This is a genomic window from Nonomuraea sp. NPDC049607, from assembly GCF_040675375.1.
In the GTDB taxonomy this organism is placed as follows: Bacteria; Actinomycetota; Actinomycetes; order Streptosporangiales; family Streptosporangiaceae; genus Nonomuraea.
This window is the reverse complement of the sequence record NZ_JBFAOV010000001.1, coordinates 1-12,455: the sequence shown is the minus strand read 5'-3', so window position 1 is coordinate 12,455 and position 12,455 is coordinate 1. Positions and strand designations below refer to the sequence as shown.

The window sequence follows — 12,455 nt, the reverse complement described above, 5'->3', positions numbered from 1 at the left end:
CTCGTATGTCTGCGCCGCCCGTGGTTGACCTTCCCATTGAGGACGAACGGTTGGCGCAGGACGTGGCCACCGGATTGGCCGCGGTCGAGAAGCTCCTTCGCTCGTCGGTGGAGAGCGAGGACGCCTTCGTCACGGAGGCGTCCAAGCACCTCATCGAGGCGGGCGGCAAGCGGTTCCGTACGCTGATGGTGCTGCTCGCGGCCCAGTTCGGCGACCCGTCCGCGCCGGGTGTCGTGCCCGGCGCGGTGGTCATCGAGCTGACCCACCTGGGCTCGCTCTACCACGACGACGTCATGGACGAGGCCCCGGTGCGCCGGGGTTCGCCCTCGGCCAACGCCCGGTGGGACAACACCGTGGCGATCCTCACCGGCGACTACCTGTTCGCCCAGGCCTCGGACCTCCTGGCCGACCTCGGCCCCGAGTTGATCCGCATCCAGGCCCAGACGTTCTCCCGGCTCGTCCAGGGGCAGATCCGCGAGACGGTCGGCCCGCGCGCGGACGAGGACCCGGTGGGCCACTACCTGAGCGTCCTGTCCGACAAGACCGGCTCCCTGATCGCCGCCTCCGGCCGGTTCGGCGCGCTGCTGTCCGGCGCCCCCGCCGACGTCGAGGAGCGGCTGAGCCGCGCCTGCGAGGCCGTCGGCGTGGCCTGGCAGCTCGGCGACGACCTGCTCGACGTGGCCTCCTCGGGCGCCCAGTCGGGCAAGACCCCCGGCACCGACCTGCGCGAGGGCGTCAGGACCCTGCCGGTCCTCTACGCGCTCACCAGCGGCGAGCAGTCGCGCATGACCGAGCTGCTGTCGGGCCCGGTGGCCGAGGAGGACGTGGAGGAGGCGCTCACCCTGCTGCGGGCCCACCCGGCCATGGAGCGGGCCCGCGCCGAGCTGGTCGCGTGGGTCGACCGGGCCCGCGTCGACCTCTCCGCCCTGCCCGACATCCCGGCCAGGGCGGCGTTCCTAGCGCTCTGCGACTACGTGGTCGAGCGTTCGGGCTGATCGCCTGACCCGGGCGGCCGTCCGTGCCGCCCGGAAGCTGTCGTACGTGAAGATGGCCAGGGCCAGCCACACGATCGAGAACCCGATCCACCGGCTGGGCGGCATGACCTCGCCGGCGATCGTCACCCCCACCACGAACTGCAGGATCGGCGCGATGTACTGCAGCACCCCGACGGTGCTCAGCGGCACCCGGATCGCCGCCGCGCCGAAGAAGATCAGCGGCACCGCCGTGATGATCCCGGCCCCCACCAACAGCAGCGCGTGCCCGGCGCCCTCCTGCCCGAACGTGGCCCCGCCCGCGAACTCCAGATAGATCAGGTACCCGAGCGCCGGCAGCAGCAGCACCAGCGTCTCGACGGCCAGGCTCTCGGTGGCGGCCACGTTCGCCTGCTTCTTGACCAGCCCGTACACGCCGAAGCTGACCGCGAGCGTGAGCGCGATCCACGGCAGCCGGCCGTAGTCCACGGTCAGAACGACCACCGCGAGGGCCGCGAACCCCACCGCCGTCCACTGCAGCGGACGCAGCCGCTCGCGCAGCACCAGCACCCCGAACAGCACGCTGACCAGCGGGTTGATGAAGTACCCGAGGGCGCTCTCGACCACGTGGCCGGTGTTGACCGCGTAGATGTAGGTGCCCCAGTTGACGGTGATGACCACGGCGCCGATGGCGAGCAGGACGAGCTTGCGCGGTTGCCGGGCCAGCTCGCGGAACCAGCTCCAGTGCCGGCGTACGGCGAGCACCGCGACGACGGCGACCAGCGACCAGACCATCCGATGGGCCAGGATCTCCACGGCTCCGGACGGTTTGAGCAGCGGCCAGTACAGGGGGAACAGCCCCCACATGGTGTAGGCGGCGATCCCGAACAGTACACCGCGCCGAAGGTCAGGCATGTAACCCATTTTCGGGCCTTACCAGCTTAAATACAAATGTGTGTCACTATACGGGAATGTTTAGGCATCCTTAACTGTTCGGGCGTTGTGTAGGCGCAATCCCGCCACCCTCGCCACGCCGCCGCCCGCGGCGCTTGCGTAGGGTGGAGACACCTGATGGAGGTGGCACGATGGGCTGGCTGTTCGGCGGCAACAAGACATCGATGGTCCGTCCCGAGGACGCCCTGCCGGGCCGCTCGGAGGCGATGCCCGTGCCCGCGCGGCACGCGGTCCTGGACGCTCCGCTCGCCCCGCCGTACCCCTCGGGCCTGGAGGTGGCCGACTTCGGCCTGGGCTGCTTCTGGGGAGCCGAGCGCAAGTTCTGGCAGACGCCCGGCGTGGTGACGACGGCCGTCGGCTACCAGGGCGGCTACACCCCCAACCCGACGTACGAAGAGGTCTGCAGCGGCCTCACCGGGCACACCGAGGCCGTCCGGGTGGTGTTCGACCCGGCCCAGGTGTCGTACGAGGAGCTCCTGAAGGTCTTCTGGGAGGCCCACGACCCGACCCAGGGCATGCGCCAGGGCAACGACGCCGGCACCCAGTACCGGTCGGCGATCTACTACCACTCGCCGGAGCAGGAGAAGGCGGCGGAGGCGTCCAAGGCGGCCTACCAGCAGGTCCTCACCCAGGCCGGCTACGGCCCCATAACCACCGAACTAGCCCAAGCCAAGCCTTTCTACTACGCCGAGGATTATCACCAGCAGTACTTGTACAAAGTGCCCAACGGGTACTGCGGAATCGGCGGGACCGGTGTGGCCTGTCCGGTCGGCCTGACCTCCGGCGAGGCGTAGACCTGCGGAGATAGCTAGTTCCTGGCCTATGGTCGCCCGGTCCGTCTGGCGTCGATCATGGGCCAGAGCCGTCTTCGGCGACAACCTTCCTTACAGGTTCAAGGGCGTGCCGCCTGCGGCGGCCCGCCGCGCGTCGGGCGGTCGCTGGCCGCGCTGCGGCCTGGGAGCCGGTCGCGGCCAGCGCCACCCGCGCGCGCAACCACCACAGCAACGGAAGAGCCGGTAGACGCTCATCACAAAGCGCGGCTCAGCGGCCAGGGTACTGGCCCAGTCCGCAACTTAGATCACGCCTCCGGCGCAGCTCTCCGCTTCCGAGGTGACCATTTCGTTCGTTTGACCTCTTGGAGTGGTCGAGGTGTACCTGATCACTTCGCACGCCATCGACCCAGGCACGCCCAGCAGACCGCTCCTCCGCATTAAGCCCGGCTGTGACCGCAGGACAACACCTGCCGAGGAACGGTGACCAGCCCACGCATATGCGTAGCCGGGCTTGACGCTGCGCCCCGGCCCGCTACCGCTCCGCGGTGGATTGACGGCGCACAAGGTCATCAGAACGGGACGCTGTCACGTTGGTCCGCGTGTGGTATCTTCCGAGATGGCGTCATCGGTCGGCAGTCTGCGCCAGGTAGCCCGGTCAATCTTCTGGCAGGCGGACAAATACCGAATCGAGTTTTTCGGGAAGTTTTCGTTCACTCATCGACTGCGACTAAGACCGGGTAGTCCTGATCGGAGTGCAATGGCTTCCCCGGCCCCGCAGTTGTCTCTTCCGGGCATTCTTAACTCCACAGCGGGGCGTGTCGCGTTCATAGTGGCAGCGCACATTCCCCTGGTGTTGGTTGTGATTCTGGTTGCTCCTACGCTGGTTATTCTTCCGCTGATCCGAAGCAGAAGTCACGAGTGTCGAGCCCTCATAGAGCTCCTGCAGGGGTGGAGTCGTGACATCCTCGACCGTTGCGCAGCCGTAAAGGTTAGGCGATGACTGGAGATCTCGCGCGCTCTGCTTGCAAGCGAGCAGAGTACACCGGCGAAAAGTACAGCGCAGCCCTTCAAGCTGTTCGTAAGTTTAACGGCCCAGTACTAATTCCGCCAGCGTCAAGTCGGCAAGCCTTGCTTGAGACGGACATTCTTCTAGCATTGAATAATGCCGGCTATCTGCTAGAGGATAAGAGCAGCTCAATGGATGAGGTGGAAAGACCGGGAAATATGATGCTCATTTCTAGAGTTCATCCAGCTGAACGCTCAGTACTCCTGGATGTGCAACGACCTCAGCTGGCAGCACTGATTCCGGCAATCCTTCCATACTCGGAAGGTCCTGAGGATGACAATGTTATGGGCGTGTGCGGGCTCCGGGTGAACATCGACAGGAGAGGGGACCGACTCCTCTTGAGTCGACCAGAGGATGATGGAATCGTCTATATTCGAGTAATCGACTATGCAATGCGCGCATATGACTGGAAGGAGCTGCTTGAGAGGTTTCGGATCACTCTGGATGGCGCTTATCATTTCTGGCACGAGTCACCCAGGAGGCGCACGGCGTCCGAACGGTCGGGAATGCGGTATTTTGCGGCCAACCGATCAAAGAGTTCATGGATGTGTAGCGGAATCTTGAGGCGGTTAAATATATTCCGTACATCGGGGACGCCTCTCCCGAATTGGGTCGACATTTGGGATGGACATCTCGCGGAAGGCGTCAATCTGCAAGTGGAATGGCCTAACGGCCCGACGATATTGCGTATACGGGACTATTTGCTGGATGAAGAATGCGGCATGCAGCTCGCGGCTACTTCTGAGGGTGATAATTGGATGAAGCTCCGATCGGCGCAACGTGGTCGGGTTGGGCAGATCGTGCTTCGCCACAATCTTGCACTCAGTGATGATTCATACTCGCCTTAGTGAAGCCTTCTTGCCTATTGGTTGGAGGCAGTGCGCCTTGCGATGTGATGTGCATGGATTTTGGTGGTGACTACAGTTTCGTCACCGCCGATCGCCCGCACGAGTTAAGGGGGGACTCAATCAAGTAAGCCTGTGGCGTACCCTCTGAGTCCTTGATCTGTCGGGTGCTTGTCGAACAGGTGCGGCAACGTCGAATCGCTCACGTGAAAAGCGCTGCTGACGACTCGCTAATCTGCCGGTCGAGTCGGAGATCGCGATAATCGGCACGCCCGAAAGGCGGAAAGTCGGATTGCCGCAATGTATCCGTCCAGAGGATAGAGATCCTCACTCCTGGTCAGCTTGCCATCGAGTTGTCTGCTACCGATGCCCGCGACTTCTGCTGCCTGATTTCAGCGTGTAGATTTCCGGCCAGTTCCTCCAATGTCTCTCCGCAACGTATGTTGGAGAGGCCGCTGTTCTTGGGCATGAAGTTGACTCGCATGGCGACCCAGCCTCCGGACATGTCGGTGATCTGCCAGCCGGGGAATCTGTTGAGCACTTGGTGCACGGTCAGGGGCATGGCTGTGCTCCGGTGATCAGCCATGAGAGCGGATGCGACATGCGCAGTTGCGTGTAGCGAAGGGCGACGCGGTGGGCGGCGCGGGCCGGCTGGGTGAAGGGGTGGCCTGCGTAGATCGGTCGGTGTCTGCGTGGGTTCCAACCGGTGCGCCACCAATAGGTGCCGTCCGCGCACCAAACGATCAGGCCGACCCAGACCGACACCATGGGCGTGCCGTAGTCGTGATGGACGTCGGCAGTGATTCCCTCTTCCGCAAGGGCGAAGGCCAGTTGTTGTGCGGTGGCCAGAGGTTGAGGCGGTAGTTCGTTCATGCACCGAGCGTTACCGTTTCGGAACCGCAGGTGAACGGCCTAATGCTGCCGGTGGTACTGGTATTCCCGTCACGAATATCGGTACAGCCGAGGTCGGCGGCTTAACCTAGCGTTGTGACCCAGATACCGCCGCAGTTCTGGTCCGGGCCAGTTGTGGCCGCCGCTCTCGCCGAGTGCGATCTACCAACCATCCTCGAAGAGGTGCGGCGGGCGCACGGTTGGACGCAGGGCCAGCTCGCTGAGGAGGTCGGCTACTCCCAGAGTTGGGTGTCCAAGGTGTTGCGTGGTCGTCAGCCGCTCACTGTGGACCAGGTCCGGGAGATATCCATCCAGATCGGGGTGCCGCTTCATTTGCTCCGATTCGGAGCCCGAGGGGATGACGATCCGACGAAGCGCAGAGATTTCGGCAAGGCGCTGGCGTTGACCGCGCTGGCGGGGGTGGCCCTGCCCAAGCGTCCCGATGTGGATGAGACGACGGCTGCCACGCTGACCAGCATCACCGGCGCCCAGCGTCGGTTGGAGTCCGTCACGCCTGCGCGGGAACTCGCCTGGCCGGCTGTGGCGCAGGTCGATCTCGTGAGCCGCGTTCTCGGCCGCGCGTCGCGGTCTCCCCATGCTGATGAGATCCGGGCCGGTCTGAGGGAGGCGGCGGGCTTCGCGGCTTGGGTGCATGCCGATATGCAGGACACCGGTTCGGCGCGGCTCTACTATCGACGCGCCGTCGACAGTGCACGACAGGCCAACCATGCGCTGCTGGCGGCGTACATGATCGGCAGTCTGGCCGCGTTCGAGATCGACGCCGACGACCCGCTGATCGGACTGAATCTCTTGGCGCGGGCGCGACGGGAGATCGGTGAGCGGCCACCGGCCATCGCTCGTGCGTGGCTGTCGAGTCTCGAAGCGCTCGGCCATGCGACCGCGCGGGACGAGGCGGCGGCGCTTCAGGCGTTGAGTGTGGCTGAGGCGGCGGTACGGGCTGGTGAGCGGGCCGCGGCGCCGCCTTGGCCGTGGGTGTTCCCGTTCGATCACGCCAAGCTGGCGGGGTATCGGGCTCTGGTGATGGTACGGCTGAAACGGCCGGTTGAAGCCGTTGCCGCGTTCAACGAGTCGCTTGCGTCGGCCCAGCCCGGTGCGAAGCAGCGGGGTGTGCTCATGACGGAGGTGGCGACGGCTGAGGCCATGTCGGGGCGCTATGACGAGGCGCTGTATCTGGCGTCCAATGCGCTTACGGTGGCGACGACGTATGGCTCCGAGCGTGTCCTGCACCGGGTCAAGAACTTCCGGCGATCGTATGCCGGGCCGTCGTCCAGCGCTTTGCGCTCGTTCGACGAGCGTCTTCACGCCACTCTGATCTAGGGGAATCATGGTTCGCATCGCTGTGTCCGGCCATCGGGGCTTGCCGGAGGAGACCGCCGTACTGATCGACGGGGCGGTACGCCAGGCGCTCGCGGAGTACGGTCCTGAAGTCGCCGGGTTGTCCTGTTTGGCGGACGGGGCTGATCAGATCTTCGCTCGCGCGGTACTCGACCTCGGCGGCGTGCTGGAAGCCGTGATCCCTGCCGAGGAGTATCGGGATGGGTTGCCGGGTGAGTGCCAGGCTGCGTACGACGATTTGCTGGGCCGGGCGGTCCGAACTCACAGGCTGGACTTTGTGGAGTCCACCGCGGAGTCGCACATGACTGCCAGCGCGCGGATGCTGGACGACGCCGAGGTGTTGTTCGCCGTCTGGGACGGGCAGCCGGCCCGAGGCTATGGCGGCACTGCTGACGTGGTGGCCGAGGCACGGCGGCGGGAGGTGCCCGTGCGGGTGATCTGGCCTGATGGAGCCCGGCGAGATTAGGAGCCTCTAGACGCTAGCTGCCTGGTCAGGCGGCTAATGGGGCTCTAGGTCTAGAGGCGCAGGGTTCTATCGGTTCTCGCCTGGTTGCTGTCGTGCGATTTTGCGAGCGGTGGCGATCCGCTGGCGAGCTACCTCGGCCCAGAAAGCCTCTCCGTGGCGGTGGCCGCTTCCGGCATAGTGCCATTCGCCAACCGTCGTAATCTTCTCCGGATCGGGAGGCGGCGTGCCCGTGATCAGCCGGGCTTGCTCGGCGCGGAAGTCGGCGCGGGCCTGTCGAAGGTTCCCGAGTCTGATCGAGTAGTGGCGGGACTTGGTGGAGAAGTGTCCCCCGGTAGCCCAGCATGTGCGCCCATTGTCGCAGGAGCAGGGTTCGGTAGGGCTGGAGCTCGGCGAGGCTGAAACAGGTTAGATCATGCGGCGGGCGTCTCGGTGATCTCCAGACTGGCGATCTGTCCGGATCGGACGGTCTACGGTCCCTGCGGACTCGGCTCCCTTGGTGGCGTACTTGGCCACGTACGCGGCGACTCGCTGATCGCTCAGTTCGTCCAGCTCGGCTGAGACGTAGACCGGTCGTACGTCGAGCTGATCGCCCCACCGGACAGGCGAAGGGGTCCGTCCTCCATTCGGACCGCGACCTGACCGGCGGTTCGGCGTATGGCCCGGTCGAGCAGGTCGATCGTGATGCGGTCCGAAGGGCGGTCAGCGGGTCCGTCCGGTCCGTCGAGTCTGACGACGGCATGGAAGTGGACCAGGCCGCGCGCTTGGTACTCGGCGACCTTGGCGTACAAGAGGCGGACCGCCCGGCGCAGCTCCGTTCGGGTGGTGCCGAGCAGGCGGGCCAGGACGCTCGGCACGGTCTTGGTGAACTTCTGCCAGAGCATGCCTGCGTGGGCGTTCCACAGGGACGGCCCCGGCGCGGACGACATGGGAGCGTCCGTCCGGACTGCTCGCGGTGGGCGTGGACCGCACCGAACGATGGGGCGGTGAAGGTGACGAACGCGCGGGGATGCTGGCTGACCTCCTCCGGCACGCCCTTGCCGCCGCGCAGGCCAGTAATGATCAGGTGGTACGTGTCGTCCTTGTAGACCGCCGAGCAGGCCGGGCGCCTGGACGCGCGCCGGTTGCCGCAGGCTGTGAGCAGGAGGCCGGTCGGCTCGTCGGCGGTCCGGTACACGTCGAGGACTTCGCCCGTCCGGCTGTCCAGCGTGTACCTCTCACCGTGCAGCCGGAAACACGCGTCCGCGTGATCAGCGTGACCTGCCCCATGCCGAGTCGCCCACGGGTGGACAAAAGGTCCACTAGGCTCTTCCGGTGATTTCCTGCCGTGCGATCGTCCCTGCGGAGCTGGACCGGGTGACCTCGTGGGTCGTGACGGAGCCCGTCGGTTGGATCTCCGCCGACCGTTACCTCGCAGAACTGGCCGAGAACATGTACCGGTCGGAGTGGACGTGGATCGCCGAGGTCGGTGACCGGGTCGTGGGACGTGCGCTGTGGTGGGGGCCGAGGGGCAGCGCGTATCCGGTCGCGCTCGACTGCCTCGACGTGGATCCCGCAGTGGGTGAGCGCATCGTCGTCGCCACCGAACTGATCAGGGCCGCACTGGCAGTGTTCCCGCAGCCGGTGCAGTACGCGATCAAGGCGTCCGGCGGCTGGCGTGACGATCCGGTCACCTCGGCGGCCGTGGAATGGCGGCGAACGGCAGCACACGCGGCCGGCCTCAGCCGGGAGGTCGAGCGGCTGCAGTTCGAGTGGGCGCCGGCTGACGGGGTGCCTCCAGCGGCGGGGGCGCTGCGGTTCGCCGAGGCGTCCGATGAGGAGTTCCTGGCGGTGTTCAGGAGAATCGCCCAGGGCAGTCTGGACTTTCAGACCCGGACGAACGTGGCGGCCAAAGGCGTGGACGCGACCGCGCGCGAAGAGATGGACTTCTATCTCGGCGCGCCGGGCAAGCGGGAGTGGTGGCGGATCGCCTACACGTACGAGGGCGAGGTGGCAGGCATGGCGATCCCCTCGGCGACGCCGTACAGCATGAACGTCGGATACCTCGGGGTGGTCCCGGAGTTCCGGGGGCGCGGATACGTGGACGAGGTACTCGCCGAGATCACCCGCATGCATGCGGCCAACGGAGAGTCGCGCATCACAGCCACCACCGACGTGGGCAACGCGCCGATGGCGGCCGCGTTCCTGCGCGCCGGGTACCGCAACACAGAGATCCGGATCAACCTCTCCAACGACCTCCAGTCTTAACGATCTGTTGCCGGGAGCGGAGCACTACCACCAGCAATATCTTTTTAAGTCCCCAACGGGTACTGCGGCATCGGCGGGACCGGAGTCGCGTGTCCAGTGGGTCTGACGTCCGGTGACGCGTGAGGCGATGCTTGGGCAGGGGAGCTGCGGTTCTATACAGAAAGATGTACAGTTGATGTATGGCCGTTCTGCACGACCCTACTGAGCTGACCGTCACAGAGGCGGCCCAGCGAGGCGTTGCCCGCCTGGTGGCTGATGCGGAGCAGGGGACCGATCTGGTGGTCACCCGTCGGCGTCAGCCAGTGGCGGCCGTGGTGAGTATCCGCCGGCTCAATGAGCTGGAGGAGGCGGCGGCTGATCTGCGTGATCTGGCGCTTGTGCTCGCCCGGTCAGTTACGGACACGGGGGAGCGGGTCTCACTCGATGAGGTGCTTGCCGCTTTCGGGCATACTCGCGAGTCGCTGTCCGCCATCCCGGACGATGAGTGAATCGTGTCCGACGTCGCCTTCACGGCGCCGGCGGTCGACGACCTTCGGCGGATCGGCCCAGACGCGGTACCCAAGATGCTCAAGAAGATCCTTCTCCTGCTGGACAACCCTGAAGCTGGTTATCCCCTTGGCGGGGAACTGACCGGTTTCCGGAAGCTGGTGGTCGGTCGCAACACCTGGCGTGTCGTCTACCGCATCACCGAGGACAAGTCGGTGGAGATCTGCGAGGTGTGGGCTGTCGGTGAACGTGCCGACGCCGAAGTGTACGAGGAGGCGACGGAGAGGGTCCGGGAGGCGGGTGCAGGCCGTCCCGAGATCATCCAGCTCGGCCAGGTGATCGAACGCCTCGGCGCACTGGCCGATCACATTCGGGTGGAGAAATCACCTCCCAGGGAACCCGTTCCGGACTGGCTCGCAGACCGCTTGATCTACACGGTCGGGATGGCGCGTGAGGATGTTGCCGCTCTTGACCTTGAAGAGGCGGTCGACACGTGGGCTGAGTACCGGTCCAAGCTTCGTTAGGTCGCGCATCTATCGCCTGAAGCAAAGCGCTACCACCAGCAATATTTGCACAAAGCACCCAATGGGTACTGCGGCATCGGTGGCACCGGGGTGGCTTGTCCGGTCGGCCTGACCTCTGGCGAGGCCTGAGGTAACGCGCCGAGGAGAGCGGCACCGGATCGAGTCGATGCCCGGTTTGGACGCTCTGTCGCCCGAGCTGGGACATCAAGGAGCTGTGGCAAGACGCGGGCGCATCCACGGATACGGATCAGTGAGCGGCGTGCGTCTTGCCCGACGGTTCTGCTGAATCCGCTGCAGCGACTCTCCGGCGGTGTAGAAGCGTCCCCTCCCGTTGCCATGAGGGACAAGGAGTCCAGCGTTGGCAAGGGCTGCCAGGTCGCGCGTGGCGGTCTGATCCTCGACGCCGGTTCGCTTCAGGTAGCCGGCGCGCCGTATCCGGTAGCCCAAAACAGCCTCGAACATGGCGTCAAGTGCGCGCTCGGGCAGTGAGTTTTCTGCGATGAGAGTATCGAGTTCGGCCCAGGTGGTTCCCGCCTCCCGTACTCGCTGAGCCACAGTCTGGGCCTGCATGTGGTGGGCGCGTAGATTGAATGAGATCCAGAGGTGGGCATCGTCACGCGGCTGCCACGAACCGTGGCCGGTGAGGGCCAAGGCGGCGTAGTAATCCTCGGTGTTCGCCCCCAACCACTCTTCGATACTGGAGAACTCCGGCTCTCCGATGTCTGATCTCGTCAGTACAGAAGTCGCAAGAGCGCGGGCCATACGGCCATTGCCGTCGCGAAATGGGTGGATCATGACGAGGTTCAGATGTGCCATGGCTGAGCGCACCACGGGATCGATCTCTGGTTCCGCATGGAGGCTCTCGACCAGCGCGTCCATGAGCGCTGGAACATCGCCAGCATCTGGGCCCTCATAGACCACTTGATCCTTGCGATCATCGTGTACGAAGACCGGGCCCTTGCGGTAACGGCCGGGGGACTTCGACGGCTCATGTTGCAGCATCATGTAGTGCATCGCGCGAATCTCGGTGGAGTCGAAAGTCGAATAATCGTCTTCGCCCATCGCGAGAACATAACCCAGCGCCTGACGGTAACCCTGAATCTCCAGGAAGGTCCGCTCATCGGCACCGATCGGCTCTTCGCCGTCCAGCGCGGCCACGGCGTCATCCTCGGCGACTTGATAGCCTTCAATGCTGTTGGACCCGCGGATGGCCCGAGCCAAGGCCGACCGACGCAGCCCGCCTTGCCAGCGTTTGGGCGTTTTCAGGACATGCCGAAGTTGCTTGCGCATCTGGTGAATCTCGCCCAGGACGCCGCGGTCCTCTGTGGTCAACGTCGGGGTGACGTAGATCGCGAGATGTCGCGATGATGCCTTCATCTAGTCATGGTACCCGCTACTTGAGCACTTGAACTAAACATTGTCAGCGGCCACGTGGCTGGAGACAGGCGGTGGTTCGCGGACAACGACGGAGGCGGTCGGTCGGGCTGACTCAGGGCGGTGGAACGTTGCGGCGAGTTCCCTCGCCTCGATCTCGGCATTGGTCATGGCGAGCCGCGTGCCATCGAAAGAGCGAACGCCGTGGTGCTCGTCTGCCTCCGTTCGAAGTCCATGCTTGACCTCCACGAGGCCGTCGACATGTGGGCTGAGTGCCGGTCGAAGGCCAACTGAGCAGCACATCTATGACCTGAAGCAAAGCGCTACCACCAGCAATATCTCTTTAAAGTGCCCAACGGGTACTGCGGGATCGGCGGGACCGGCCCCGTCGGTCTGGCCTCCGGCGAAGCTTGACCTGCCGGGCGCGGGCCGTGTGGCCAGGGCGGCCCGCGTTCGGGGACACCTGAGCCCGTCCATCAGGTCGTGGAGGACGCGGTCCACAATG

The 12,455-nt window shown here is 65.1% G+C and carries 11 protein-coding genes and 5 pseudogenes; 10 read left to right on the top strand and 6 right to left on the bottom strand.

The annotated features are described in order from the left end of the window. The first annotated feature begins 5 nt into the window (after window positions 1-5). Entirely contained in the window at window positions 6-995 is a 990-nt protein-coding gene (locus AB0J97_RS00080) for a polyprenyl synthetase family protein (RefSeq protein WP_357692382.1), read from the top strand. Here AB0J97_RS00080 and rarD read toward each other — a convergent pair. Then, complete coding sequence (gene rarD, locus AB0J97_RS00075) at window positions 957-1,886, bottom strand: EamA family transporter RarD (protein ID WP_357692380.1); 930 nt, start codon at window positions 1,884-1,886, stop codon at window positions 957-959. The genes AB0J97_RS00080 and rarD overlap by 39 nt on opposite strands. 170 nt (window positions 1,887-2,056) lie before the next feature. Here rarD and msrA point away from each other — a divergent pair, with 170 nt between their 5' ends. Next, the gene (msrA, locus tag AB0J97_RS00070; protein ID WP_364082547.1) at window positions 2,057-2,719 is read left to right on the top strand and encodes a peptide-methionine (S)-S-oxide reductase MsrA; all 663 of its coding nucleotides are present in this window, start codon (window positions 2,057-2,059) and stop codon (window positions 2,717-2,719) included. 2,227 nt (window positions 2,720-4,946) lie between these two features. On the opposite strand, the gene AB0J97_RS00065 is transcribed toward msrA, so the two are convergent. Both AB0J97_RS00065 and AB0J97_RS00060 read right to left on the bottom strand, forming a co-directional pair. Next, complete coding sequence (locus tag AB0J97_RS00065; RefSeq protein WP_364082544.1) at window positions 4,947-5,171, bottom strand: hypothetical protein; 225 nt, start codon at window positions 5,169-5,171, stop codon at window positions 4,947-4,949. Continuing rightward, complete coding sequence (locus AB0J97_RS00060) at window positions 5,162-5,482, bottom strand: hypothetical protein (protein WP_364082541.1); 321 nt, start codon at window positions 5,480-5,482, stop codon at window positions 5,162-5,164. The genes AB0J97_RS00065 and AB0J97_RS00060 overlap by 10 nt, the downstream gene beginning before the upstream one ends. Window positions 5,483-5,596: 114 nt before the next feature. Between AB0J97_RS00060 and AB0J97_RS00055 the strand changes: the two genes are divergently transcribed. Both AB0J97_RS00055 and AB0J97_RS00050 read left to right on the top strand, forming a co-directional pair. Continuing rightward, complete coding sequence (locus AB0J97_RS00055; protein WP_364082538.1) at window positions 5,597-6,838, top strand: helix-turn-helix transcriptional regulator; 1,242 nt, start codon at window positions 5,597-5,599, stop codon at window positions 6,836-6,838. A gap of 7 nt (window positions 6,839-6,845) precedes the next feature. Then, on the top strand, window positions 6,846-7,322 hold the full coding sequence (locus tag AB0J97_RS00050) for a hypothetical protein (protein WP_364082535.1): 477 nt from the start codon (window positions 6,846-6,848) through the stop codon (window positions 7,320-7,322). A gap of 66 nt (window positions 7,323-7,388) precedes the next feature. On the opposite strand, the pseudogene AB0J97_RS00045 reads toward AB0J97_RS00050, so the two are convergent. Both AB0J97_RS00045 and AB0J97_RS00040 read right to left on the bottom strand, forming a co-directional pair. Further along, window positions 7,389-7,871 (bottom strand): annotated as a pseudogene (locus AB0J97_RS00045) (replication initiator). After that, window positions 7,859-8,526: pseudogene (locus AB0J97_RS00040) on the bottom strand (replication initiator). The pseudogenes AB0J97_RS00045 and AB0J97_RS00040 overlap by 13 nt, the downstream one beginning before the upstream one ends. 107 nt (window positions 8,527-8,633) lie before the next feature. Between AB0J97_RS00040 and AB0J97_RS00035 the strand changes: the two are divergent. From AB0J97_RS00035 to AB0J97_RS00015, 5 genes and pseudogenes are all read left to right on the top strand, one after another. Further along, window positions 8,634-9,566 carry a GNAT family N-acetyltransferase gene (locus AB0J97_RS00035; RefSeq protein ID WP_364082533.1) on the top strand — a complete coding sequence of 311 codons (933 nt, stop codon included), beginning with the start codon at window positions 8,634-8,636 and terminating at the stop codon, window positions 9,564-9,566. A 16-nt stretch (window positions 9,567-9,582) separates the two neighbouring features. Continuing rightward, a pseudogene (locus AB0J97_RS00030) lies at window positions 9,583-9,689 on the top strand (peptide-methionine (S)-S-oxide reductase); the annotation flags it as partial. A gap of 56 nt (window positions 9,690-9,745) precedes the next feature. After that, window positions 9,746-10,054, top strand: coding sequence for a type II toxin-antitoxin system prevent-host-death family antitoxin (locus tag AB0J97_RS00025; RefSeq protein WP_364082530.1), 309 nt, complete (start codon window positions 9,746-9,748; stop codon window positions 10,052-10,054). Between the two features lie 3 nt (window positions 10,055-10,057). Beyond that, window positions 10,058-10,576 (top strand): type II toxin-antitoxin system RelE/ParE family toxin, encoded by a 519-nt coding sequence (locus tag AB0J97_RS00020; RefSeq protein ID WP_364082527.1) that lies wholly within the window; start codon window positions 10,058-10,060, stop codon window positions 10,574-10,576. 21 nt (window positions 10,577-10,597) lie between these two features. Further along, window positions 10,598-10,705 (top strand): annotated as a pseudogene (locus AB0J97_RS00015) (peptide-methionine (S)-S-oxide reductase); the annotation flags it as partial. Window positions 10,706-10,780: 75 nt separating this feature from the next. Here the strand turns inward: AB0J97_RS00015 and AB0J97_RS00010 are convergent. Beyond that, window positions 10,781-11,953 (bottom strand): Fic family protein, encoded by a 1,173-nt coding sequence (locus AB0J97_RS00010; protein ID WP_364082524.1) that lies wholly within the window; start codon window positions 11,951-11,953, stop codon window positions 10,781-10,783. A 312-nt stretch (window positions 11,954-12,265) separates the two neighbouring features. Between AB0J97_RS00010 and AB0J97_RS00005 the strand changes: the two are divergent. Further along, window positions 12,266-12,364 (top strand): annotated as a pseudogene (locus tag AB0J97_RS00005) (peptide-methionine (S)-S-oxide reductase); the annotation flags it as partial. Between the last annotated feature and the right edge of the window lie 91 nt (window positions 12,365-12,455).